This is a genomic window from Corynebacterium epidermidicanis, assembly GCF_001021025.1.
Taxonomy (GTDB): domain Bacteria; phylum Actinomycetota; class Actinomycetes; order Mycobacteriales; family Mycobacteriaceae; genus Corynebacterium; species Corynebacterium epidermidicanis.
In genome coordinates this window covers 1,383,639-1,409,135 of sequence record NZ_CP011541.1, presented here as the reverse complement: position 1 = coordinate 1,409,135, position 25,497 = coordinate 1,383,639, and the positions used below count along the sequence as shown (strand labels likewise).

Genomic DNA, 25,497 nt, shown 5'->3' with positions numbered 1-25,497 from the left:
TCAGTGGGCAGCACGTATGATGGCGCTATGAGTGACTTCCAATCTTTCCCTATAATCGCGCCGTCGATACTTGCAGCTGATTTCGGAAAGCTGGGTGCGGAGATCGCATCGGTTGCCTCGGCGGATTGGATCCACGTCGACATCATGGACGGGCATTTCGTTCCTAATCTTTCCTTCGGGCCCTCGATAACAGCCGCTGCGCGCGCAGCGACCGACTTGCCTCTCGATGTCCACCTGATGATCGAAGACCCAGGTCGCTGGATCAAAGATTACGCTGCTGCCGGAGCGCACACGATCATCTTCCATGTGGAGGCAACCGAAGACCCCGCTCAAGTCGCAGCAGACATCCGCGCTCTGGGGGTACGGGCAGGTTTTTCGATCAAGCCAGGAACTCCCATCGAACCCTATCTTGATCTCCTGCCACACGTAGATGAGGTGCTGGTAATGAGCGTCGAGCCCGGATTCGGAGGTCAAGCCTTCATGCCGGACCAAGTGGAAAAGGTCGCTACGCTCAGGCGGGCTATCGACGAGGCCAAGCTACCCGTACTCATTGAAATCGATGGCGGAATCAATGCAGAAACCATTGCATCTGCAGCAGCTGCAGGTTGCGATGCCTTCGTGGCGGGATCAGCCGTGTTTGGGAAAGACGATCGGGCGGCAGCTATCAACCAATTACGCAGTCTCGCCATCGCGGCGCACCCGGCGTCCAACTCGGCTGACGATCTCTCCCCGGAAGTCAACCGACAGTGAATCCGGACTTTCTCAATCGTGCGATCCAGGCGGCGGTAGCTGCCGGGGACAGCGTCCGCGGATGGACGAGCCCAAACCCTCCCGTAGGAGCTGCAATTATCGACGAACACGGCGATATCGTCGGTATCGGCGCCACGCAACCGCCGACGGCGACGGATAACGCCCATGCTGAGATCATGGCCCTACGCGCGGCTGGAGATCGCGCCCGAGGTGCCACAGCCGTAGTCACTCTCGAGCCGTGCAATCATATTGGGCGAACCGGACCGTGTTCGCATGCGTTGGTCGAGGCAGGCATTTCGCGGGTGTACTTTGCAACGTCCGATCCAAATGTCGCCGCCAGCGGTGGGGCGGACTACTTAAATGCTCACGGCGTGCCCGCTACGAATCTGCAATTGGATGTCGCCGCGCTGTGGCCGTGGTTGACGTCGCTGCGCCACAACCGCCCAGCTGTTACCGCGAAAATGGCCCACACTCTCGACGGTTTTTCCGCCGCTCAGGACGGGTCTTCCCAGTGGATTACCGGAACTGCTGCCCGCACACACGCGCATGTAGACCGAGCGCATCGCGACGCGATCATCGTCGGTACCGGCACGGTGCTCGCTGATAACCCTCGGTTGACGGCTCGGTCGGCAGACGGGGCTTTGCTCGACAAGCAGCCGTTGCGGGTGGTCGTCGGTAAGCGCCAGGTGCCCGATGAGTATCATCTCGCTGCTCCGGACGTCTGGCGGGAGGCAGATCTTAAGGTGGCATTGGAGCGGCTTTTTGCTGCTGGATATCGGGACGTTTTGTTGGAGGGCGGGCCGACGCTCATCGCCGGCGCACTAGCTGCTGGGCTTGTCGACCGGGTGCATAGCTACCTCAGCCCGAGCTTGTTGGGTCGGGGATTGCCCGCGGTGAACTTCCCTGATTCGACCAAACTGAACAACATAGCCGATATTCAGCGCTTTTCTCTGGTGGATGTCCAGTGCGTAGGGGAGGACGTCCTGATAGTCGCAGATGTGCTAGCCCGGGAATAGCGCTCGGGCTCTACTGTGTTTGATCAAAGAGTATTCGAAAACTAGAAAGGCGTGAACTAGTTGTTTACCGGCATCATTGAGGAATTAGGGCAGGTTCGCAAGGTTGAAGATTTGGGTGATGCCATCCGCTTGGAGATCGCAGCCACGAAGGTGCTGGAAGGCACGGATTTCGGTGATTCGATCGCGGTCAACGGCGTGTGTTTGACGGTTGCAGAGCTGGGCGAGAATTCCTTTTTCGCCGACTGTATGCAAGAAACCTTAGACCGTTCCAACCTGGGAAAACTGCAGGTTGGCGATGCGGTCAACTTGGAACGTGCTGCCTTGTTGAGCTCGCGTCTCGACGGCCATATTGTGCAGGGCCACGTCGATGCAACCACGGAGCTGTTATCTCGCACCGCATCTGAGCATTGGGAAGTCCTGCGCTTTTCCCTCCCGGAAGATCTTGCTCGTTATGTCGTGGCCAAAGGTTCGATCTGCCTGAATGGCACCTCGCTAACGGTCTCGTCATTGGGGGAAGATTTCTTCGAAGTCTCGCTCATTCCGGTGACGTTGCGTGACACTATTTTCGGGAAGCTGCCAGTTGGCGCGCTCGTCAACATTGAAGTTGATGTCGTCGCCAAATACGTCGAACGCATGATGCAAGTTCGTGGTCGCTAGGGCATCGAGGGTAGGCGAGCGTTCCTGCTCAGGTTGATGGAGACTAGGCTAAGACACTGTGAGTAATGAATTGAGGGACGAACCAGTGACTGTGCAGTTAGACACTGTCGAGGAAGCCATCGCGGACATTGCAGCGGGTAAAGCCGTTGTGGTGGTCGATGATGAAGACCGGGAAAATGAGGGCGACATCATTTTTGCCGCGGAGAAGGCTACCCCTGAGCTGGTTGCATTCATGGTTCGCTATTCCTCGGGCTACATCTGTGCGCCCATCACGGAGGAAGATGCTGATCGTCTGCAGTTGCCGCCGATGATCGCCGTCAATGAGGATGCGCGCGGGACCGCCTACACCGTTACCGTGGACGCTGCTACGGGCACCACCGGTATTTCGGCAATTTCGCGGGCGGAGACACTGCGTCGTCTCGCGGACCCGAACAGGGGTCCAGCGGATTTCACCCGTCCTGGTCACGTGGTGCCGCTGCGTGCCCGCACTGGTGGCGTGCTGGTCCGCGCGGGCCATACGGAGGCATCTGTTGATTTGGCCCGACTCGCTGGCCTGCGCCCTGCAGCAGTGCTGTGTGAAGTGGTTAGTGAGGACAACCCCGTCGAGATGGCCCGGCTTCCGGAGCTGCGTCGTTTCGCGGACACCCATGGGCTGAAGCTGATTTCCATCGAGCAGCTCATCGAATGGCGCCGCGCGAACGAAACTCAAATTGAGCGTGTCGTAGAGACTCGTCTACCAACCGACTTCGGTGAGTTCACCGCGGTGGGATACCGCAGCACGATCACCGACGTGGAACATGTCGCGCTTACCGTTGGCGATATTTCTGCCAACAATGGCGAGAAAGTGCTGGTGCGGGTGCATTCGGAGTGCTTGACCGGTGATGTCTTTGGCTCCCGTCGGTGCGATTGTGGGCAGCAGCTGCACGCTTCGATGAAGATGGTGCAAGACGCCGGTCGAGGGGTGATTTTGTACATGCGTGGCCATGAGGGGCGTGGCATTGGTTTGTTGGCAAAGCTCAAGGCGTACCAGCTGCAAGATGCGGGTGCTGATACCGTCGATGCGAATTTGGCACTTGGGTTGCCCGCCGATGCCCGCGAGTTCGGCACTGGTGCGCAGATCCTGCACGACCTTGGTGTTCGCACCATCAACCTGATTTCCAACAACCCTGACAAGCGCGCTGGACTAACGGGCCATGGTATTTCCATCTGCGAGCGCACCGCCATCGATGTTGAAGTGACCAAGGACAACCTCAACTACCTGCGCACCAAGCGCGATAGGATGGGCCATATCCTTCCTGGCCTGGAAGCTTTTGAACAACTGGAGGAGCAGTAAATGAGCGGCGCTGGACGACCATCACTGCAGCTTGTCGACGCCCGTGGCTTATCTGTCGCGGTGGTGACTGCAACGTGGAACGCGGAGATCTGCGATCAATTGCACCGTCGTGCGGTAGAAACCGCACAGCAGTGTGGCGCGCAGGTGAGTGAGTACCGCGTGGTTGGAGCCTTGGAACTCGGAGTTGTTGTGCAAGAACTAGCGTCCGCCCATGACGCCGTTGTGGCGCTTGGATGCGTGATTAAAGGTGGCACCCCACACTTTGACTACGTGTGCGACTCGGTGACCTCTGCGTTGACGCGGATCGCGTTGGATACCCGCACCCCCATTGGCAACGGTGTGCTGACGACTTTGACCCAGGAACAAGCAGTGGAACGAGCAGGTGGTGAGGGCGCAACCGAAGATAAGGGCGCTGAATCCATGGTCGCTGCCTTGCACACTGCGCTGCAGCTTTCCGCGATTAGGGCAGCTAAGGATTAGACTAGCTCCGAAGTGTCGAAAGCCGCCCGGCGTCTTAGCGCTGTGGCTCGACTTTCGTCGCCCGCAGAACCCGCTAGCGGCGCTGAGTCGCGCACGAGCACGAAACTAAAGATGTAAAGGATAATTGACGTGACTGATTCACCCCGCGAATTAGAAGCACTGGCCGCCATTGATTCGGTGACCACCACGTCGAAGCCATGGGAACTGACGGTCACCTCGCGTTATTTAGTCAAGGTTTCTTGGTTTGCTGTCGCGGTGGTTCTCGCGGTGCATATTTTTATGGCGGTGGTAGTTGACATCGGTGATACTGGGGCTGCTGTCACCCCGATCGACAAGTTTGCTTTCATTGGCATTGGCTTGATCATTGCTTTCTTCGCCTATCACCTACGACGTCCTCGGGTTCGGGCCAATGCTGACGGGGTAGAGGTCCGTAATTTTATTGGTACTCGGTTCTACCCTTGGTCCGTGATCTATGGGCTGAGTTTTCCGAAGGGCGATCGGATGGCTCGACTTGAGCTCCCTGAATTCGAGTACGTACCGATGTGGGCTTTCCAAAGCGGGGACGGCCAGGAAGTTGTAGCCAAGGTCAACGCATTCCGTGACCTCGAAGACAAGTACATGCCGGAGGACTAGCGGACACCCGCCGCGTATCTTATGGCTGATCCAGCAACCTATCGCCCGCCGGCTGGCACGATTCCGACTGAACCCGGGGTATATCGCTTTCGCGACGACAATCGCCGAGTCATCTACGTCGGCAAGGCAAAGAGCCTACGTGCTCGCCTGTCCAACTACTTCCAGGACGTCACCGGCCTACATCCGCGGACGCGCCAAATGGTGTTTACCGCTGCCTCAGTGGAATGGACCGTGGTCAGCAGCGAGGTCGAGGCGCTCCAGCTGGAATACACCTGGATTAAGAAGTATGACCCGCGGTTTAACGTCAAATACAAGGACGACAAGTCCTATCCAATGTTGGCAGTGAGCCTCAATGAACAATTTCCACGGGCGTTCGTCTATCGCGGGCCGATGCGCCGTGGGGTGCGCTACTTCGGTCCATACTCTCATGCTTGGGCCATTCGAGAAACACTCGACTTGCTGATCCGCGTCTTTCCAATGCGTACCTGTACCAAGGGTGTCTTTAACCGTCATCACCAGCTGGGTCGCCCCTGTCTGCTCGGGTACATCGACAAATGTGCAGCCCCGTGTGTCGGCAAGGTTTCCAGGGACGAACACCTGGAGATTGTGCGTGGGTTCGTCTCCTTCATGAACGGCCACACCGATCCGGTGACCAAAATGCTGCAGGCAGCGATGAACGAGGCTGCGGAAGAGCTCGATTTTGAAAAGGCTGCCCGGCTCCGCGACGACCTCGAGGCCATCAATAAGGTCATGGAAAAGCAAACTGTGGTCCTCGGGGACGGCACAGATGCCGATTTCATTAGTTTCCACCTCGATGAACTGGAAGCCGCAGTCCAGATTTTTAACATCCGTGCCGGCCGGGTCAAGGGGCAGCGGGGTTGGGTCGTGGAGCGTCCACCCGCTGTCGATGATCTAGAAGCAAACGATGCCTTGGCTGTGATGCTGGGTGAATTCTTGTTGCAGTTCTATTCGGATATGGCGGAGCGATGGGCAGAAGACCGGAAGAATAGTGCTGCGGTGGCCGTAGAAACTCCTGGCCGCCTGGCAGCGATTCCTCGAGACATTTTTGTGCAAGCGCTACCCATCGATCACGTGGAATTGGAATCAGTCCTTGCTTCGCTGCGGGGTGGCCCCGTGCGGCTGCATGTTCCGCAACGTGGAGATAAAAAAGCATTGCTCGACACTGTCGAGAAAAACGCAAACGAAGCATTGCGGCAGCACAAGCTCAAACGTCACGGGGACCTCACGGCGCGTTCAGCGGCGTTGCAGGAGCTCCAAAGTGCGTTGGACATGGACCAAGCCCCGTTGCGTATTGAATGTACGGACATTTCCCATATTCAGGGTACGGATGTCGTGGCTTCGCTCGTCGTGTTCGAGGATGGGCTGCCGAAGAAGTCCGACTATCGACGATACAAAATCAAAGAGGCCGCCGGTGACGGCCATTCCAACGACGTCGCCTCAATCGCCGAAGTTACCCGACGACGCTTCCTGCGCCATAACAGCGACAAATCAGCAGTTCCTACCGAAGACGAATTTGATGGCACCCGCTTTGTCGACGAAGATGTTGAAGAATTCTCGGTAGACCCCAAACGCTTCGCCTATCCGCCCCAGCTGTTCATCGTGGACGGTGGCTTGCCTCAGGTCAACGCCGCACAGGAAATGTTTGATGAGCTGGGTGTACATGATGTCATGCTCATCGGCCTTGCCAAGCGGCTCGAAGAGGTGTGGCTACCAGGGGAAGAGGACCCACTGATTCTCTCCCGCAACTCACCGGCATTGTTCCTTTTGCAGCAAATTCGCGATGAAGCACACCGGTTTGCCATCACTTTTCACCGCCAGCAGCGCTCCAAGCGACTTCGGTATTCCGAGCTGGACCAAATCAAGGGTTTGGGACAACAGCGCAAGGCGGATCTGGTCAAGCACTTTGGTTCGGTCAAGCGGCTGAAGTCAGCCACGATCGATGAAATCCAAGAAGTGCCTGGAATTGGGCCGAAGTTGGCAGAGACAATTTTTGCCAGTTTGCGTAGCAGAGGCGAAGCATAAGCGGGAACCGGTCGGTATGCTGGTCTCCATGACCAAGGACGCAATTAGTGATCAGCCAACCGGTAGCGCATCGGAGCCGGTGGTCATCACCGAAGCAGTCGACGAAGCCGTTACCCGTGGGGCGGTAACGGAAAAGCGCGACCCAGCCGGGCTGCTTAACGACGGCACGGCCCCGGTATTGATTACTGGCATGTCTGGTGCCGGGTTGAATACCGCCGCCCGCGTCCTCGAAGATATGGGCTGGTACGTAGCGCAAAACCTCCCCGGGGAATTGATCCTGGAAATGGTTGAGCTGTGCGCGCAACAGGACAGCCCAATCAAGAAGCTCGCCTTGGTTTCTGACGTTCGCTCCCGTCCGTTTAACGGCAACTTAACGCAGGTGATCAATGAGTTGGATGCCCGCGGACAGCGCCCCGTAGTGCTCTATATGGAAGCCCGCGATGATGTGTTGATCAGCCGATTCGATTCGGTTCGGCGCACCCATCCGATGCAGGGCACCGACACTTTGTTGCACGGCATCGCCCGGGAACGCCAAACGATGTTCGAGATTAAAGAAAGCGCGGACATCGTCATCGACACGTCAGACCTTTCGGTGCATGACTTGCGCCGGGCCATCGAGTCCTCTTTTGAATCCGTGGCCCAACAGCGACAGCATGTGACGCTGCAATCATTCGGCTTCAAACGAGGCACCCCAAGTGACTCTGACCTGATCCTAGATGTTCGGTTCCTGCCGAATCCCTATTGGGTTGGGGAGCTGCGGAAGTATCGGGGCGTCGATAAGCCGGTGGCTGATTACGTGCTGGCGCAACCAGCGGCGAAAGAATTCATTGCGAGCTTCATTGCGATGTTCCGCACGATGGTGGATGGCTACAAACGTGAGGGCAAGCGCTTTGTCACGGTGAGCATTGGTTGTACTGGTGGGCATCACCGGTCAGTGGCTATCGCTGAGGAGATTGGTCGGCAGCTGGCGCAAGATAGCAAACTTGATGTCTCTGTTATCCACCGTGACATTAAGCGTGCCTAGGCCTTGCGGGTAGAATTATTAAGTTAACTCATTGTATCCAGCCGAAAGTGTTGTAATGACCTCCTCAGCCGACCCCCAATCGATCGCAGTGCCAGCCAATTTGCAGTCGATGGCCTGTTTGGGCGGTGGACATGGTCTATTCCAGACGCTGCGGGCGGCCCGACTCTTGGCTGTCCCAGACATCACGGCAATCGTCACGGTGGCAGACGACGGCGGATCTTCAGGACGAATTCGCCGAGAGCTTGGACACATTCCTCCAGGAGATTTGCGCATGGCTTTGGCCGCTCTCTCGCGCGAGGATGACCGCGGGCGGATGTGGGAAGAGTTGCTCCAACATCGATTTGGTGGCAGTGGCGCGCTGGCTGGCCATGCGGTCGGAAACTTGTTGATTGCCGGTCTCACCGACATTTTAGGTTCGCAGGTTCGGGCGCTGGACGTTGTCGCTGAATTGACCAACTCTCATGGCAGGGTGGTGCCAATGTGCGAGCAGCCATTGGACATCGAAGCAGAGGTCGCGGGGCTTGCCGACGACCCACGCATCATGCGCATGCTGCGTGGCCAAGTGGCGGTTGCGACAACTCCAGGCGAGGTGCGCCGAGTGCGGTTGATGCCTGAACATCCTGAGGCTGGCCCAGATGCACTAGATGCTGTCCAGCGCGCTGATCTCATCACTTTGGGTCCGGGATCATGGTTTAGCAGTGTCATCCCGCACTTGTTGGTGCCTCAACTCGTGGAGGCGATTAGTGCCGCCGAGGCGCGTCGGGTGGTCATCATGAATTTGAGCAATACTCAGCTTGAGACCACGGGTTTTAGTCCGGAACGCCACGTACACATGCTGCTGCAGCATGCGCCTGCTTTGCGCGTGGATCAGTTGCTCGTGGATTCAGCTGCCCAAATTGATTCCACGGAGCGGCGCCACCTAGAGCGGGCTGCTCAACAATTGGGCGCTGAAGTGGTGTACGCGGACGTGCGGTATGTTGACCAGGACGGTAGGTCAACTGATCGACATTGTCCTGCTAAGCTCGCTCATGCGCTGTCGGCGTTGTTGTCGTGAAATTCCGAGCTGTTGCTGGCGGAAGAACCCGTCGGCACAGTGCGTTTGCGTTCCGAATTGGTCTGTTGTTTAGAGAAAGCCCGAGGTGATTGGCTGTGACGCTGTCAACCAAAATTAAGGATGAACTCGCCAGCGTAGCCAGCAATCGCCAACATGCCCGCGCTACTGAGATTGCCACGATCATTCGGTTCGCCGGCACCATCGACATCATCGCAGGTCGCACCGTCATTGAAATCGAGGTCGACAATGCCGCGGTCGCGCATCGCCTTAAAGATGAAATCGGCGAACTCTATCATAAGGATGTCGTCGTCCACACCATTGGACCGGGTGGAACGTCTAAAACCACCAGGTTTGTGCTTAGGCTCAGCGATGGCGCCGACGACCTCATTCGCCGGCTCGGACTCATCACCCGTTCTGGACACTTGGTACGGGGGTTGCCGACCAATATTGTGTCGGGAACCGTGACCGATGCTGAGGCGGCTTGGCGTGGAGCTTTTTTGGCGCAAGGTACCTTGGTTGAATCCGGACGTAGCAGCACACTTGAGGTGAGCTGTCCGTGTCAAGAAGCTGCGTTGGCGTTGGTAGGTTGTGCTCGTCGGTTGGGTATTACTGCCAAAACTAAGGAGGCCCGCGGTTCCGAACGCGTCTTCATTCGGGACACCGATGGTATCGGGGCCTTGCTCACGCGAATGGGGGCGATTTCTACCCGCTTGCAGTGGGAACAGCAGCAACAGCGACGCCAATCGCAGCATGACGGCGGACGGTTAGCCAATTTTGACGACGCCAACTTGCGTCGTTCTGCACGTGCCGCGGTGGCGGCTGCCGCGCGGGTCGAGCGCGCCCTGGAGATTCTCGGTGATGATATTCCCGCGCACTTGGCGGAAGCCGGTCAGTTGCGCGTCACGCACCGACAGGCGTCGCTGGAGGAGCTTGGTCGTCTGGCCGATCCGCAGATGACGAAGGATGCGGTGGCGGGACGGATTCGACGGCTGCTCTCGATGGCTGACAAGCGTGCAGCGGAACTACGGATCCCGAATACACAGTCTGCGGTCACCGAAGATCTCCTAGAGGAAATCTAGGGTTCAAAATTCGGCTGAATGTGACGAAGTTTGCATTCGCAAGCTAGGTGAAACACGATGGCCTGGAAGTCCCCCCGGAACCTGGTTTCACTGCACTTAGCCCGCCTTAGGTAGCTAGTCTGCAGCTAAGAAATTGTGGCTTTTTGCCCCCAAACTTGGGATTTCGCCCACTTCGATGCCCGTTCGGGCATTTTCACCCCATGACATTCCCTGCAGAATGTTCTTGCCGTGGGTACGCTTGGAACCAAGGCGCGGATGATACAAGGCACATGCTCACCGAAAATGCACTGCGCACCTATTCAGTGAGCCGCCTGGCATCCACGGTGAAATAAGCGTTTCAACCCTTTAAGGAGAACCCTGTGACTGTTCGCGTAGGTATCAATGGCTTTGGTCGCATTGGCCGCAACTTCTTCCGCGCCGTCCTCGAGACCGGCGCCGACATCGAAATCGTGGCAATCAACGACCTTACCGACAACGAGACGTTGGCTAACCTGCTCAAGTACGACTCCGTCCTGGGACGTCTGAGCAAAGAAGTTACGTTTGACGAAGAATCCATCACCGTGGACGGCAAGAAGATCGTTGCCTCTGCGGAACGCGATCCAAAGGCCCTGAAGTGGGGCGAGTGGGGCGTAGATGTCGTAGTAGAATCCACTGGTTTCTTCACCAAGAAGGAAGATGCCGCCGCTCACTTGGAGGCTGGCGCGAAGAAGGTCATCATCTCCGCACCAGCTAAGGGGGTTGATGGCACCTTCGTCATCGGTGTCAACCACACCACCTATGACCCAGAGACGATGCACATCATTTCCAACGCTTCGTGCACCACTAACTGCTTGGCACCTCTGGCAAAGGTCCTCAACGACAAGTTCGGTATCGAAAAGGGCCTGATGACCACCATCCACGCTTACACTGGTGACCAGCGACTGCACGATGCACCGCACCGTGATCTCCGTCGCGCACGTGCAGCTGCCGTGAACATCGTTCCTACGTCCACTGGTGCAGCTAAGGCTGTCTCCCTGGTACTCCCAGAGCTCGAGGGCAAGCTCGACGGCTTCGCCATGCGCGTACCAGTCATCACCGGTTCCGCTACCGACCTCACCTTCGAAGCATCTCGCGACGTAACGGTTGAAGAAATCAACGCTGCAATGAAGGAAGCTGCCGAAGGCGAGCTCAAGGGTGTGCTGGACTACTCTGAGGACCCCCTGGTCTCCACCGACATCGTCACCGATCCACACGCTTCCATCTTTGATGCTGGCCTCACCAAGGTGATGGGCAACCAGGTCAAGGTCGTTTCTTGGTACGACAACGAGTGGGGCTACACCAACCAGCTGGTCAAGATGACCGAATACGTTGGCGAGCGCATCTAATTGCCCACTACGCTCCGGTGAGGTTGGCGGAAATCACCCCCGATTGTTGCGCCTCACCGGGCAACACCGTAGCTAACTTGGCTAAACTTTTTTGATAGTGGCCCGTCAGCCGACCAGGCTCGACGGGCCGTTATTTTTGCGCGATCCACTAGGAGAAACAGCACTATGAAGAACCTAAATGATCTACTCCAAGAGGGTGTGGCTGGCCGCACCGTTCTCGTTCGATCGGACCTCAATGTCCCACTCAACGACGAAGGTGACATTACCGATCCAGGCCGTATCAACGCGTCCCTGCCAACCATCAAGGCGCTTGTTGATGCTGACGCCCGCGTTATTGTCATGGCTCACCTCGGTCGCCCCAAGGGCGAGGCGAACCCAAAGTTCTCCCTGGCGCCATGTGCTGAGGCGCTCTCCGAAGCTCTCGGACAATACGTGGCTTTGGCCGGGGATGTCGTAGGCGAGGACGCACACGAACGCGCCAATGGCCTCAACGACGGAGATGTGCTCCTGCTGGAAAATGTTCGCTTCGATGCACGGGAAACGTCCAAGGACGAAGCCGAGCGTGGTGTTTTCGCAGATCAACTTGTGGCGCTAACCGGTGACAATGGCGCATTTGTTTCCGACGGATTCGGCGTAGTGCACCGGGCGCAGGCATCGGTTTACGACGTCGCAAAGCGCCTGCCTGCTTACGCTGGCGGCCTGGTCGAGAAGGAAACTGAAGTTTTGCGTACCATCGCGGAAGCACCAACCCAGCCGTACGTTGTGGTGCTGGGTGGCTCTAAGGTGTCCGATAAACTGGGCGTGATTGAGGCACTCGCGCCCAAGACTGACGCGCTGATTATCGGTGGCGGCATGTGCTACACGTTCCTTGCCGCGCAGGGATACAACGTGCAGAAGTCAATGTTGCAGGAAGAGATGATCGATACCTGCAAGGATCTGCTTGCGCGCTACGGCGATAAGATCAACCTGCCGATTGATCTCGCCTGGGCTCCGGAGTTCTCCGCAGACGCCGAAAAGACCATCTCCGGTCTGGAAGATACTCCAGAAGGGCAACTCTCTCTGGACATCGGCCCTGAGTCGGTAAAGAAGTTCGCGGAAGTGCTCAGCACTGCTAAGACCATCTTCTGGAATGGTCCGATGGGTGTCTTTGAGTTCGACAAGTTTGCCGACGGAACCCGTGGCGTCGCACAAGCGATCATCGATGCGACCGCACACGGCGCGTTCTCCGTTGTCGGCGGTGGCGACTCCGCTGCCTCCGTGCGCGTTCTCGGGCTCGACGAAGACGGCTTCAGCCACATCTCCACCGGCGGTGGCGCGTCGCTGGAATACCTCGAAGGCAAGGAACTGCCTGGCGTGGCAGTTTTGTCCTCATAATTCAAGCTGACCCCAAGGAAGTGATCTCACATGGCTCGTAAGCCACTCATCGCCGGCAACTGGAAGATGAACCTCAATCATCTTGAGGCAGTGCACAGCGCGCAACAACTTGCGTTCAAACTGCCAAAAGAAAGCTACGAGGCCGTCGACGTTGCCCTCATGGTTCCGTTCACCGACATCCGCTCCGTGCAAACGCTGGTCGACGCCGATAAGCTGCAATTTACCTATGGCGCACAGGATGTATCTCGCTACGAATCCGGCGCCTACACCGGTGAAATCTCCGCCGCTATGCTGCAGGCATTGGGCTGCACTTGGGTGGTTGTTGGGCACTCTGAGCGTCGCGAGTACCACGGTGAAACCGACGAGATTGTTGCAGCGAAGGCAAAAATTGCGCTGGCCCACGAATTGACTCCGATCGTGTGTGTAGGGGAGAAGCTCGATATCCGCGAGGCTGGCGAGCACGTGGAATTCGTGGTCAACCAAACCAAGCAGTCTCTGGCGGGGCTTTCTGCTGCCGACCTCGAGCACACAGTCATTGCCTATGAGCCAGTATGGGCCATCGGTACCGGCAAGGTTGCTTTGGCTGCAGATGCTCAAGAGGTGTGCCATGCCATCCGTGCCACCGTAGCTGAACTGGCTGGCGACGAAGTCGCCACTGGTATTCGCATCCTCTACGGCGGCTCCGTTAAGACGGAGACGGTCGGTGAGCTGGTTACTCAGCCAGATATCGATGGTGGACTTGTCGGTGGCGCATCGCTCGATGGTGTCGATTTTGGACGGCTTTGCGCGGCGGCAGCTCAGGCTGTTTCCTAAATGTGCACCGGTTCCGAGTGTGCCTTCGCAACACGCTGGGCGGGCCCGCCTTTCGCAGACGTGTTCAGCGTGTATAATCGTCCAAGTTAACCAATTTTAGGAATTTTAAGGATCACCCAACCATGGCTCTAGCACTACAGATTATCCTCGTCGCAGCCAGCGTCCTCATGACTGTCTTGGTCTTGCTGCACAAGGGCAAGGGTGGTGGCTTGTCGAGCTTGTTCGGTGGCGGTATGCAGTCGAACCTTGCTGGCTCGACCGTTGTGGAAAAGAACCTCGACCGTTTCACAATCATCACGGCCGTGATTTGGATTGCCTGCATCGTTGGACTGAACCTGATTCAGGCATACTCTTAATCCCGCTGCACCTTGAGGGCCGGTGACCACCTTGTGTGATCACCGGCCCTCAAGTTTTGCCGAAGTTTCGGCTGCTATATGCCGCGCACGTGCGTCACTTCGCACCTGCGCGGATTGCTTTGAGATGGTTCATTATTGCCCATTCGGGAGCAATCTCAAAAGCAAAGAACGTAGGCCTAGTTGACTGCCAAGTACAGCCTGGTGGATAGCGCCCCGTGGGCTCCGGCAGCAGGCCAGTCCTCTGCGGGGGAACCAGCAATAATATGGCTCGCAGCTGTGGCCTTTTCGGCACCGGCCACCAGCAGCCATACGTGTTGGGCGCGAGCAATCGCAGGAAGCGTTAAGCTGACTCGCTCAGCTGGTGGCTTTGGTGAGTCCGTCACCGCTACCACAAGCTTTTCTTGTTCGGCGACCGCAGCGGAGTGCGGGAAGATTGAGTTGATGTGCCCTTCTCCGCCCATACCGAGTAGGTGCACGTCGAAACCCTTGGGTGCCCAAGATTCCAATTCCTGCGCGTAATGCTGAGCTGACTCTGTGAGGGACAATGACCCCAGTTCGTAGCTGTGGATGGCGGTTTCGGGAACCTTGACGGCGTCGAGAAGCGCTGCGCGGGCCTGGCCCTCGTTGGAATCCGGGTGGCTGACAGCAACGGCGCGTTCGTCGCCGAAGAAGACGTGGACGCGGGACCAGTCGATGCGCTGCACAGGGAAGTCTTCAGCCTGCGCCTCTGCGACTCGATGGTGTTCGGCCAGTGCCCCGAGGAGTTTGATCCCGGCTCCACCGCCAGTAAGCACGACTCGGGCTACGCCATCGCCGTGTAGTCCACCGGCAGCCTGGACGCCTGCGATAAGTGTGACCAAATCCTGGGCTGCTTGTGCTACGAGGCTGTCTTGGTCGGCAAAGTTGAGTACGTCAACCATGTGGGCTCCTTATAGCTGGTCGGTTGTGGCGTCGCCGTAGATGAAGTGGACTCGGGAAAGACCACGCAAGGCACGGGCATACGCATTGTCGGGGTCGAGGTGGCGGAGCTCTTCGGAAAGGCAATCAGAATCGCTACGCAGGCCCTGTGCCACGAGAGACTGTGGACGCTCGGGTAAGGACACCGCCATCGTCTCAGCGTCAACGACGGAAACGCTGACGGTGCCGTTTTCACGATGAATGTCTACACGGGATACCGGGTGGCAGCTGGTGCCGTTGTGGTCCACAAAGTCCATGCCGTGTGCCTCGATAGTGTGCCGACTGATAGGAATGGACAGCCGATCCGCTAGCCATCCAGCTGCGAGGTCAACGGAGGGGTTGCCGGCTGGTCCGTAGATGTCCACGCCAGTAATCTCGGTGTGCGGGGGCTGATCAAGTGCCGAGGCCAGCACACCACGCCACGGGGTGAGCCGAGACCAAGACAAATCTGAGTCGCCTGGGGTGTAGTGGGTGCGTCGGCGGTAGATTGCGTCCTGTGCTGGGTCACCGAGGGCATCGGTAATCCGACGTTGGGCGATAATTCCGATCTCGTCGGTGGAGGGGTTGAAAGGAGCGGCGTACGGCCACCAAGCCACGATCGGGGTGTCTGGCAGCAGCAGGGGAGTCACCAGCGACGCGAGGTGGCCGGCGACCTCGCCGTCGACATGCATGATGATGATTTCGGAGGCCCCGGCGTCGCCACCAATTCGAATTTCTGCGTTGAGATTGGTGGGTTGGGCATAGTCGCCCTTGATCATGATGAGAACGCGTGATGGGTGTTCCCGCGACGAATTGTGAATTGACTCCAGAACGGGGGCTAGCGGCTTGTGTACATCGACAACGACGATGAGGGTGAGCACCCGACCTGTGGTGACTTGGTTGCCCTTCTCCCGGATGGAGACCAATTGCTTCGAAATCTCGCGGGTGCTGGTGTTTTCAAGAGTAAAAATCATGAGAGTGCTTTCGGAGGTAGTAGCCGAGGTGCCAGGAGCAAAATGTTGCCGAGGGAAGGTGATTCGGGGACGATGCGTGGCGAGCTTAGGGGCGACGCCACGTACGTCCGGAACGCGCCATCATCTTATCTGCCGATTCTGGACCCCACGTGCCTGCCGGATAATCGTCTGGCCGACCGCGGCTAGCCCAATACTCCAAGATAGGGTCCAGGATTGCCCAGCTCAGCTCCACCTCTTCATTGGTTGGGAAAAGTGAGTTTTCGTCGAGCAGGGCATCCAGAATGAGGCGTTCATAGGCTTCTGGGGACTGTTCGGTGAACGCTTCGGAGTAGGAGAAATCCATATTTACATCGCGGACTTCCATGGTGGAACCTGGGACCTTGGAGCCAAAACGCATCAATACGCCTTCATCCGGTTGCACGCGGATCACCAGAGCGTTGGGTCCTTGCGCCGCGGTAGTGGATTCGGCAAAGGTCAGATGCGGAGCTTGTTTGAACACGATGGCGATCTCGGTGACTCGTCGGCCCAGGCGCTTGCCCGAACGCAGGTAGAACGGAACGCCTGCCCATCGTCGCGAATTGATGTTCAGGGTGCAAGCAGCGAACGTCTCGGTATTCGATTCTGGGTCAAAGCCTTCCTCTTCACGCAGACCCACGACAGCCTGGGAGCCTTGCCACCCAGCGGTGTACTGGCCACGTGCCGTGGTTTTCGCCAAGGGGTACACCGGCGCGGTAGCGCGCAGCACCTTAATTTTCTCCGCCCTTAATTCTTGGGGAGTGTAGGTAATCGGCTCTTCCATTGCCACCAATGCCAGCAGCTGCAGCAAGTGGTTTTGGATCACGTCACGAGCGGCACCAATGCCGTCGTAGTAGCCCGCGCGGCCGCCCAGACCGATGTCTTCGGCCATCGTGATTTGGACGTGGTCGACAAAGTTCGCATTCCAGAGCGGGTCAAAGAGTTGGTTAGCAAAGCGGAGCGCCAGAATGTTTTGGACCGTCTCTTTGCCTAGGTAATGGTCGATGCGGAAGACTGAATCTTCCGGGAAGACGCGGTTTACGGCGACGTTTAGCTTGCGGGCGCTTTCTTGATCGTGTCCGAAGGGCTTCTCAATAATCACCCGACGCCAGGAATGCTGCGTCGCGTGTGCCATTCCGGAACGGTCCAGTTGGTTGACTACGTCGTCGAAAAAGTCTGGCGGAACCGACAGGTAGAAGGCCCAGTTTCCGGCGGTGCCTCGGCTGGCATCTAGGCTAGCTAGGGTTTCGGCGAGGGTATCAAAAGCCTGGTCGTCGTCGAAGTTGCCGGAGACGAAATGCATGCCCTCGGCCAGTCGCTTAAACACATGCTCGCGGATGTCAGTGCGGGCACCGGCTAGAACAGCTTCGTGGACATAGTCCTCGAAATCCTGCTTCGACCAGTCACGGCGACCAAAACCGACCAGCGCAAACCCAGCGGGAAGTAGACCTCGGTTTGCGAGGTCGTAAATGGCTGGCAGCAACTTCTTTCGGGCAAGGTCGCCGGTGACACCGAAGATCACCATGCCGGAAGGGCCGGCGATGCGAGGTAGGCGCTTGTCATGCGGGTCTTTCAACGGGTTGACCCATTGCTCGCTGTTGCCAGATCCGGTTGCGACAGGGGAGGAAACCACGGTGCTCCTTGGTTGCGGGTGTAAGGCATGAAGTGCACCGGAGCCTAGCAACTTGCAGATTGCCAGACCATGGGTGCACTTTGTTCGACGGTAACCGATCTTAATTCAGGCGTTGTGCTACTGAGGACAACAGGTCGCGCCAACTAGCCTCAAACTTCTCGATTCCTTCATTCTCCAGCTTCGCAAAGACATCTTCAAAGTCAATGCCACACTCATGCAGCGCAGCAAAAACCTCGCGAGATTCCTCCGCTTTCCCTTGTAGTGAGTTCTCGGGAGTGCTTGCGGTGTCCAAAGTGGCACGCAGAGTCTGCTCCGGCATGGTGTTCACCGTACGCGGCCCAATCAATTCAACGACGTACATATCGGCAGGGTAATTGGGGTTCTTCACGCTTGTCGACGCCCACAGTGGTCGCTGCACGTGCGCACCAGCGGGAAGCTCATGGGTGGCAAAGAAGTCTTCGAACGCGGCGTAAGCCAAGCGTGCGTTCGCGATCGCTGCTTTGCCCCGAAGCTCCAATGCAGTTGGGGTTCCAATTGCTTCGAGCCGTCCATCAATTTCGGCATCGACGCGAGAAACGAAGAATGATGCCACTGAGCGGATGGCGGAAACGTTGTGGCCCTGCGTCGCTGCTTGCTGCAATCCAGCGGCAAAGGCATCCATCACGGCACGGTAGCGGACTTCGGAGAAGATGAGCGTTACGTTCACGCTAATGCCTGCGGCCAGCGTCGCGGTGATGGCGGGCAATGCTTCCTCGGTGGCAGGGATCTTGATCATGATGTTGTCACGGTCGATCCGATCCCGCAGCGTTTTGGCTTGGGCTAATGTGGCGTCGGCGTCACGTGCGAGTCGGGGGTCGACCTCGATGGACACCCAGCCGTCTTCACCGTTGGTTTTGCGATGGGTTTCGGCGAATGCATCGCAAGCACGTTGGACGTCTTGGATGGCAAGCTCATACACCGCGTCGTCGGCGGAAAGTCCACGAGAACCGAGCTGAGCGAGCTGGGCATCGTAGGCGGAGCCGGTGGTCATCGCGGCCTGGAAGATGGATGGATTGGTGGTGACTCCGAGGATCCCGGTCTCGGCGATGAGTTGGCTCAGGTTGCCGGAATCGAGGCGGTCTCGAGAGAGGTCGTCGAGCCACACCGAGGTCCCGGCAGAGTGCAATTGAGCGAGAGTAGACATTACTTCCTTTAGCGGTTGAGGGTGCGATGGGCTGCGGACAAAACATGCTCGGTGGTCATACCGAACTCACGGTAAAGCGTTTGGTAGTCAGCGGAAGCACCAAAGTGTTCCAAGGAAACTGCTTCACCCTGGCTGCCGAGGAGCTGGTACCACGGCATAGCCACGCCAGCTTCGACGGAAACTCGTGCAGTGACCGCTGGCGGAAGCACTTCGTCGCGGTAGGCGCTGTCTTGTCCAAGGAACCAATCGAGGCAAGGCATAGAAACGACTCGGGTAGGCGTTCCTTCGGCTTCCAGCGCCTCGGCGGCCTCGATAGCGATTTGAACTTCGGAGCCGGTGGCAATCAAGATCAACTCGGGGGTGCCTGTTGATGCTTCAACCAGGACGTAGCCACCCCGGCGTACGCCTTCGGTGGCCTTTTCCTTGGTCCCGGCTAGTACTGGCACATCCTGTCGCGTTAACGCCAGACCCTTTGGCCCAGGTTGAGCTTCGATGCACGCCTGCCATGCAGCGGCCGTCTCGTTGGCGTCTGCTGGTCGCAGAACTGCCAAACCTGGAATAGCGCGCAGTGCTGCGAGCTGTTCGATTGGTTGGTGTGTCGGGCCATCTTCGCCGAGGCCAATGGAATCATGGGTCCATACGTAGGTGACGTCAATGCCCATGAGCGCGGCGAGGCGGACAGCTGGGCGCATGTACTCGGAGAAAATCAGGAAGGTACCGCCGTATGGACGGTTACGACCATGGAGGGCCATCCCGTTGAGGATCGCACCCATCGCATGTTCGCGGATACCAAAATGCAAATTGCGACCGTAGGGCTGCGCAGTCCAAGTGTCCGTAGTAATTTCGGTCGGTCCGAAGGAGTCCGCGCCCTTGATTACGGTGTTGTTCGATCCGGCCAAGTCTGCCGAGCCACCCCAGAACTCTGGGAGCTGTGCTGCGATGGCCTGGATAACCTCGGCGGAAGCCTTACGCGTGGCTACGCCCTTGGCATCTGGTTCCCAAGTAGGCAAGGCAGCTGTCCAGTTTTCGGGCAGCTCCCGAGCTTGGGTGCGTCGGAAATGTTCGTGGGCGTCAGGGTGCGCCTCGGCCCAGGCGTCGAAACGCTCCTGCCACTTCGCTTGAAGAGCAGTGCCACGCTCGACCGCCTTGCGGGTGTGTGCGAGGACCTCGTCGTCAATGTGGAAGTGCTGCTCTGGATCGAAACCGAGCACCTTCTTAGTCTCGGCAACTTCTTTTTCACCCAGGGCTGCTCCGTGCACGCCCCCGGTATTCATTAGCGTGGGGGCGGGGTAGCCAATGATGGTGCGCACGCGGATGAAAGTCGGGCGAGGATCTGCCTTGGCTTGGGCAACGGCCTCCTCGATGGCAACGACATCTTCACCGCCTTCGACCTCGAGCACCTGCCAGCCATAAGCCCGGTAGCGTGCTGCAACATCTTCGGTGAATGCGATTTGGGTGTTGTCTTCGATCGAGATGCGGTTATCGTCCCAGAAGACGATCAAGTTGCCCAGCTGCTGGGTGCCTGCCAACGAGCTCGCTTCTGCGGTCACGCCCTCTTGAATGTCACCATCTGAGGCGATGACGTAAATGTAGTGATCCCAAATGGATTCACCCGCCGGAGCATCAGGATCAAGCAGACCACGTTCGCGTCGAGCGGCCATTGCCATGCCCACAGCGGAGGCCAAGCCCTGTCCAAGTGGGCCCGTGGTGATTTCCACGCCCCTGGTGTGTCCGTATTCTGGGTGTCCTGGGGTAAGGGCACCCCAGGTGCGCAGGGCCTGCAAATCGGCCATTTCGAGCCCGAAACCTGCGAGGTAGAGCTGGATGTACTGCGTGAGTGAGGTGTGGCCACAGGAAAGCACGAAACGATCACGGCCGACCCATTCAGGGTCAGCCGGGTTGTGCTGCATAATCCGCTGGTAAAGCGTGTAGGCGAGAGGAGCAAGGCTCATCGCGGTGCCAGGGTGACCCGATCCAACTTTTTGCACTGCGTCTGCGGCCAGGACACGGGTGGTGTCAACCGCCAAAGTGTCGAGGTCCGTCCAGTCCGCCGGGTAGTTCCGCGTAACAATCTTCTCCAGCTCAGGTGACAATCCCACAACAGCTCCTCAAATAGTTCAAAACACTAACGATTACCCAGCATAATGAAAGATCGCGCGAGCGGGGGCTGGTTTTTTCATGGTTGGGGCCCTTGGGCTTGTCGACGCCCACGCTGCAATACCCCCAATCTAAGGAAGGATTCATTCTTTAGTCGGAGGTGTCGATTTAAGTTCCTGCCCCAGGAAGGGCTAACATTGATCGATCGGAGGTCCGTTACTTTGGTGAGTTTTCCCATAGAGGGAACTTTTCGGCCTCGCCTTACGACTAGTAGGGACACGGTTAGATAGTTGGCATATCAACTTCTATCTTTTTATTCGACTTTAACGTTGCTGGAGGCTAATCCTTGGAGACGATCAAGGCATACATTGCGCTGACGAAGCCTAGGGTTATCGAACTTTTGCTGGTAGCAACGATTCCCGCGATGCTACAGGCCGACCGTGGACACAACCACATGGTGCTAATCTTGCTCACGGTCATTGGCGGATGGATGGGTGCCGCGGCGGCGAACACCTTTAATATGGTCGCCGATTCAGATATCGACAAGCTGATGGGACGTACACAGAAGCGTCCGCTGGCTAAAGCTACGGTGAGCAACCGCAATGCGACGATCTTTGCCTGGACCCTCACCATTGTGAGCTTCCTGTGGCTGTGGTTGCTTTGTCACTCTTTGCTGGCTGCGGTTTTCGTGATGGCAACCATCGCGTTCTACATTTTCATTTACACCAAGTGGTTGAAACGTTCGACCCCCATGAACATCGTCTGGGGTGGCGCTGCCGGATGCATGCCGGTCGTGGTTGGTTGGGCTGTCATCACATCTAATACGCCTGCAGGCACTCCCGCACAGTGGTGGCAGGCAATCGTGCTGTTCTTGATCATCTTCTTCTGGACCCCGCCACACACCTGGGCGCTAGCCATGAAATACCGCGATGACTACGCGGCCGCCGGCGTACCGATGCTCCCAGTGGTCAAGCCAGCAGCTGAAGTTACCCGTCAGATCGTGGTGTACACCTGGATTACGGTGCTGGTCACCTTCCTGCTTATCCCGGCCGCCGGCTGGGTTTATGCCACTGCCGCGGTGATCGCTGGCATCTGGTTTATCATCATGGCCACCTCGCTGCATCACAAAGTTTCCCGAGGCCAGGAGACTAAACCATTGGCACTATTTATTCTGTCCAACAACTACCTAGCCCTGGTCTTCGTCGCCTTGTCCGTCGACGCCCTCCTCGGCCTCACCACTGTGGGTAGCCATTTGGGTTGGAACCTCACGCTGTTCTAGTAGCCGTAGAGCTTCCGCGGAACTTAGCCCTCTCGATCACACTACGGGAGGGCATTTTGCTGCTTGTCGACGTCTGTCGTTTGCGCGTCATGTAAAGAGGTAGGGCTGGTTGGCGTCTCGTCAGCGGTGCAGTCCCAGGTAGATCCACAAAGAACAATCCGAAGACCGGGATACACAAACACGCGCGCCCCGGTCGGCTAAGCGTGGTCACAAGCGAGCTGGTCAACCAGTTCCTACGCTTAGATCAAAACGGCGATTCATCTGAGCACAACGAGTCCTCAGGATTGACGTCTGCTCATCCGGCGATCGCAGCACGTGAGGCGTGTTCTTCATCTGCCTAGCAGTGGTTCGACGGGGAGTCTGTAATTGCTCTCGGAAAGCGACAAAACCCGCGGCGCATTCTAGGAGCATTGCGATGCCTGGGCACACTTTTGCTACTTAACGCGTCAGTGTTCTAGCAGGCCACGTCTTCATAAGAGTCGTCCACGGCACGATTGAGGCTGATGGCTGATTGTGCCGGGGCTTCTGGCGTCGGCAAGCTTTTGCATGCCATGGAGGACATCGGGGAACCGGTGAAATGACAACCGCCCCCACGCCGGAAACCAGCTTGGGGGCAGCGGAGGAACTTAAGACTAACGTCGTTGTTTCCCGACTGCGTAGAGCAAACCGCTGTACGCCGTGACCACGCCGGACAGTCCCACGTGGAAGGGCACTGTCCAGCGCGGAATGTGGAACCAATATTGGATGATGCCGACAGCACCCTGGATCACGATGAAAGCAACCAAATACCAACCGAGCTTTCGCGCGCGTTGGGATGCTTTGGTAGCAATGAGAGCTGTTACTAAGCCAAGGGTTAACCCGAGGTAGAGGTACATGAAGTGAGCGTGGATGTGGGCCATCTCGGCGATGTCGACTTCCAGGCGCCCTTCCATGCCAACTCCACTATCGCCAGAGTGGACCCCTGCGCCGGTGACCATCGTGCCGGTTACGAGCACCACGGCCAAAGCAGCGGCGGAGCCAATCGCTAAGAGCCGAAGTGGGCGGAGGTAGGTCCATTCGTAAGTTCCTTCGTCAACTTCACGGATTCGAACATAAAGCTGGGACGCCAGCCACACCAGCACCATCGACGGCAAGAAGTGGATCGCAACCGCCCACCAACGTAGGTCGAGGTGTACAGAAATACCACCGATGACTGCTTGCAGCACAACACCGAGGAACTGTGCCCACGCGTGATACTTGATGAGGGGACGTCGGCGGCCCAGATAGACAGAAACGATCAGAGCGACCGTGAGCAGGCCGAGCAAGATAGCCAAACCACGGTTGCCGAACTCAATGATCTGATGGATCCAGGGTGCCGCACCTTGAACGGGAACAAGGGAGCCTTGGTGGCAGTTAGGCCAGGTGTCGCAACCCAAGCCTGATCCGGTCACTCGGACAATTGAGCCGGTCACCAGGATCGCTATTTGGCTAATGAGAACAGCCATTGCCAAGCGGGCCTGGTTCTTCATTGACCCAATTCCTTGGGGTTGAGCAGTTGATTCACCAGCAGAATAAGTAGTCACGCTGATCAATCTTAGCCCGCTTAGCACCTAAAGCCTGCATCCGCTACCGCTGAAGCTTGGTGAGGCCGACCACACCGATCAAAGCTACATCGTGAAGCGGAACAGCTTCGTCGCAACAGTTGATGCCAGGGCGGTCCAGACCGCGAGGGAGAAGATATCTGCCCAGGCGACATCGCCAGATAATGCGGCTTTGACAGCTTCGGCGAAGGCTACTGATGGGATAATGCTGAGCATTGGGTGCGGGTCGCCTCCCGTTCGAAACATTGCATAGGCTGCCGCGCCCAAGAGCAAGAACCACGCCAAATTTGCTGTTGCCAGCACCATTTCCGAGCTGAGTCGACCGCCGAGTGCTAAGCCGAGCGCGGTAAAAGCCATGACACCCAGAATAAGAATGGGGATTGCGCCGAGGAAGTATAGGGGGTTGGTTCGCCAGCCAAGAACTAGGGCCAGGGTGAGCAGAATGAGGGTTTGAATCGCAGCGACGCCCAACACTGCCACGACCTTGCCGAAGATTATCGTCCACGAGGGAACGCCAGAGGCTCCGATGCGTTTCAAAGCTCCGTAGCGGCGGTCGAAAGCTACTGCGATTGCCTGTCCGGTAAACCCTGCGCTCATGCCTGCCAACGCCAACGAAAATGGGAATACTTCCGACACTGGGTCGGAAACCCCCAAGATGTCGATAAACGTTAGGCCGATGAGAAAACCGGCCGGAATAATCAACGAGAGCAGCTGTTGTTCCCCGTGGCGCAAGAAGAGCTTGGCTTCGATTAATGCTTGTGCACAAATCATGCGCGCGATGGACGCACGCTGCGGCCAGGGAGCGAAAGTGCCTGGAGAAAACTGGCTATGGGAAATCTGAGACATGTTAACTCCGCATCTCGTGTCCGGTGAGGTCAAGGAAAACATCCTCGAGTGAGGAGGAATCGACGCTAATGTGGCGCAGCAAAACATTTTGGTTGCATGCCGCCGTCGTAATTGCCTGCAAAAGCTCGGGCGAGGCGGCAGCCTGCAAACGGTAGTGCAATGGTCGGAGCGCAGTGAAGGCGGCAGCGTCAAGCGTAAAACCGGCGTCACCGAGGTCAGCTAAGAAACTAGCTGAGGCAAGCTCGGCCGCTGTCTCGAGCTGAATGTGAGCTCGCTCGGCGGAGGACAGTGCCATGAGTTGGGCTGGCGTGCCCTGCGCGATAATTTCGCCTTTATCGATGATGATGACGTTGTCAGCAAGTGCTTCCGCCTCATCCATGAGGTGCGTGGTGAGGATGACAGTCACGCCGTCGGTACGCAGCTGGCGCACGATGTCCCATACCCGGAGCCGGGACTGGGCGTCCATCCCTGCGGTGGGTTCGTCTAGGAAGACAAGCTCTGGGCGTCCGATGAGCGCGGCAGCCAGGGAAAGGCGCTGCTGCTGCCCACCGGAGAGGCGTCGGTAGGACGTCTTGGCATGCTCGCCCAAACCGACTAACTCCAAAAGCCACTCGGGATCGTGCGGGTCTGCGCTATAGGAAGCGATGAGCTTCAGCATTTCCAGGACTCGGATACCTGGGTAGGCGCCGCTACCTTGCAGCATGATGCCGATCCGAGAACGTACCTGTTCAGACTGAGTTGCTGGATCAAGACCTAGCACGGAGATGCGTCCCGACGTTGGGCGCTGAAAGCCTTCACACATCTCGATGGTTGTGGTTTTCCCGGCGCCGTTGGGGCCTAGGAGTGCCAGAACTGAGCCAGCTGGCACTTCGAATGAAAGCTGATTGACAGCTACTTTCTCCCCAAATCGCTTGGTGACTCGTTCCAACACCAGCGCAGGGGCATTCGCCGTGGGGACGGTATTCTTAGCTTCCACAA

General features: G+C 57.6%; 23 protein-coding genes. 15 read left to right on the top strand and 8 right to left on the bottom strand.

Annotated elements, in window-relative coordinates; all coding sequences use genetic code 11:
• The first annotated feature begins 27 nt into the window (after nt 1–27).
• The 14 genes from rpe to secG all read left to right on the top strand — a co-directional run bounded on the left by rpe (nt 28) and on the right by secG (nt 13,976).
• Nucleotides 28–750 carry a ribulose-phosphate 3-epimerase gene (gene rpe, locus CEPID_RS06565; RefSeq protein WP_047240287.1) on the top strand — a complete coding sequence of 241 codons (723 nt, stop codon included), beginning with the start codon at nt 28–30 and terminating at the stop codon, nt 748–750.
• Nucleotides 747–1,766 carry a bifunctional diaminohydroxyphosphoribosylaminopyrimidine deaminase/5-amino-6-(5-phosphoribosylamino)uracil reductase RibD gene (ribD, locus tag CEPID_RS06560; RefSeq protein WP_047240286.1) on the top strand — a complete coding sequence of 340 codons (1,020 nt, stop codon included), beginning with the start codon at nt 747–749 and terminating at the stop codon, nt 1,764–1,766. Before rpe ends, ribD begins: the two co-directional genes overlap by 4 nt.
• A gap of 60 nt (nt 1,767–1,826) precedes the next feature.
• Nucleotides 1,827–2,423, top strand: coding sequence for a riboflavin synthase (locus CEPID_RS06555; protein WP_047240285.1), 597 nt, complete (start codon nt 1,827–1,829; stop codon nt 2,421–2,423).
• Between the two features lie 70 nt (nt 2,424–2,493).
• Entirely contained in the window at nt 2,494–3,756 is a 1,263-nt protein-coding gene (locus CEPID_RS06550; protein WP_047241401.1) for a bifunctional 3,4-dihydroxy-2-butanone-4-phosphate synthase/GTP cyclohydrolase II, read from the top strand.
• Nucleotides 3,757–4,236: a 6,7-dimethyl-8-ribityllumazine synthase gene (ribH, locus tag CEPID_RS06545; RefSeq protein WP_047240284.1), complete on the top strand. Its 480-nt coding sequence runs from the start codon at nt 3,757–3,759 to the stop codon at nt 4,234–4,236. It abuts the gene before it with no gap.
• 129 nt (nt 4,237–4,365) lie between these two features.
• Entirely contained in the window at nt 4,366–4,869 is a 504-nt protein-coding gene (locus tag CEPID_RS06540) for a PH domain-containing protein (protein ID WP_047240283.1), read from the top strand.
• Between the two features lie 21 nt (nt 4,870–4,890).
• Nucleotides 4,891–6,912 carry an excinuclease ABC subunit UvrC gene (uvrC, locus tag CEPID_RS06535; RefSeq protein WP_047240282.1) on the top strand — a complete coding sequence of 674 codons (2,022 nt, stop codon included), beginning with the start codon at nt 4,891–4,893 and terminating at the stop codon, nt 6,910–6,912.
• A gap of 190 nt (nt 6,913–7,102) precedes the next feature.
• Entirely contained in the window at nt 7,103–7,936 is an 834-nt protein-coding gene (rapZ, locus tag CEPID_RS06530) for an RNase adapter RapZ (RefSeq protein WP_236684318.1), read from the top strand.
• Nucleotides 7,937–7,991: 55 nt separating this feature from the next.
• The gene (locus CEPID_RS06525) at nt 7,992–8,990 is read left to right on the top strand and encodes a gluconeogenesis factor YvcK family protein (protein ID WP_236684217.1); all 999 of its coding nucleotides are present in this window, start codon (nt 7,992–7,994) and stop codon (nt 8,988–8,990) included.
• A gap of 95 nt (nt 8,991–9,085) precedes the next feature.
• Nucleotides 9,086–10,069: a DNA-binding protein WhiA gene (gene whiA, locus CEPID_RS06520; RefSeq protein ID WP_144413471.1), complete on the top strand. Its 984-nt coding sequence runs from the start codon at nt 9,086–9,088 to the stop codon at nt 10,067–10,069.
• A 359-nt stretch (nt 10,070–10,428) separates the two neighbouring features.
• Nucleotides 10,429–11,433 carry a type I glyceraldehyde-3-phosphate dehydrogenase gene (gene gap, locus CEPID_RS06515; protein WP_047240280.1) on the top strand — a complete coding sequence of 335 codons (1,005 nt, stop codon included), beginning with the start codon at nt 10,429–10,431 and terminating at the stop codon, nt 11,431–11,433.
• A 165-nt stretch (nt 11,434–11,598) separates the two neighbouring features.
• Nucleotides 11,599–12,807 carry a phosphoglycerate kinase gene (locus tag CEPID_RS06510; RefSeq protein WP_047240279.1) on the top strand — a complete coding sequence of 403 codons (1,209 nt, stop codon included), beginning with the start codon at nt 11,599–11,601 and terminating at the stop codon, nt 12,805–12,807.
• A 30-nt stretch (nt 12,808–12,837) separates the two neighbouring features.
• A complete protein-coding gene (gene tpiA / locus CEPID_RS06505) occupies nt 12,838–13,620 on the top strand; it encodes a triose-phosphate isomerase (protein WP_047240278.1) in 783 nt (260 codons plus the stop codon).
• Between the two features lie 122 nt (nt 13,621–13,742).
• Nucleotides 13,743–13,976, top strand: coding sequence for a preprotein translocase subunit SecG (gene secG, locus CEPID_RS06500; protein ID WP_047240277.1), 234 nt, complete (start codon nt 13,743–13,745; stop codon nt 13,974–13,976).
• Between the two features lie 176 nt (nt 13,977–14,152).
• Here the strand turns inward: secG and pgl are convergent, their stop codons facing one another.
• The 5 genes from pgl to tkt all read right to left on the bottom strand — a co-directional run bounded on the left by pgl (nt 14,153) and on the right by tkt (nt 20,816).
• A complete protein-coding gene (pgl, locus tag CEPID_RS06495) occupies nt 14,153–14,896 on the bottom strand; it encodes a 6-phosphogluconolactonase (RefSeq protein WP_047240276.1) in 744 nt (247 codons plus the stop codon).
• Nucleotides 14,897–14,905: 9 nt separating this feature from the next.
• Complete coding sequence (locus CEPID_RS06490; protein WP_047240275.1) at nt 14,906–15,886, bottom strand: glucose-6-phosphate dehydrogenase assembly protein OpcA; 981 nt, start codon at nt 15,884–15,886, stop codon at nt 14,906–14,908.
• A gap of 85 nt (nt 15,887–15,971) precedes the next feature.
• Entirely contained in the window at nt 15,972–17,534 is a 1,563-nt protein-coding gene (gene zwf / locus CEPID_RS06485; protein ID WP_047240274.1) for a glucose-6-phosphate dehydrogenase, read from the bottom strand.
• A 100-nt stretch (nt 17,535–17,634) separates the two neighbouring features.
• Complete coding sequence (tal, locus tag CEPID_RS06480; protein ID WP_047240273.1) at nt 17,635–18,717, bottom strand: transaldolase; 1,083 nt, start codon at nt 18,715–18,717, stop codon at nt 17,635–17,637.
• An 8-nt stretch (nt 18,718–18,725) separates the two neighbouring features.
• A complete protein-coding gene (gene tkt / locus CEPID_RS06475) occupies nt 18,726–20,816 on the bottom strand; it encodes a transketolase (protein ID WP_047240272.1) in 2,091 nt (696 codons plus the stop codon).
• A 344-nt stretch (nt 20,817–21,160) separates the two neighbouring features.
• On the opposite strand from tkt, the gene CEPID_RS06470 reads away from it, so the two are divergent.
• A complete protein-coding gene (locus CEPID_RS06470; RefSeq protein ID WP_047240271.1) occupies nt 21,161–22,093 on the top strand; it encodes a heme o synthase in 933 nt (310 codons plus the stop codon).
• A 632-nt stretch (nt 22,094–22,725) separates the two neighbouring features.
• Here the strand turns inward: CEPID_RS06470 and CEPID_RS06465 are convergent.
• From CEPID_RS06465 to CEPID_RS06455, 3 genes are all read right to left on the bottom strand, one after another.
• Nucleotides 22,726–23,655, bottom strand: a complete 930-nt coding sequence (locus CEPID_RS06465; protein WP_407921594.1) for a COX15/CtaA family protein — start codon at nt 23,653–23,655, stop codon at nt 22,726–22,728.
• 84 nt (nt 23,656–23,739) lie between these two features.
• A complete protein-coding gene (locus CEPID_RS06460; protein WP_047240269.1) occupies nt 23,740–24,519 on the bottom strand; it encodes an ABC transporter permease in 780 nt (259 codons plus the stop codon).
• 1 nt (nt 24,520) lies between these two features.
• Nucleotides 24,521–25,495 (bottom strand): ABC transporter ATP-binding protein, encoded by a 975-nt coding sequence (locus CEPID_RS06455; RefSeq protein ID WP_047240268.1) that lies wholly within the window; start codon nt 25,493–25,495, stop codon nt 24,521–24,523.
• Nucleotides 25,496–25,497: the final 2 nt, after the last annotated feature.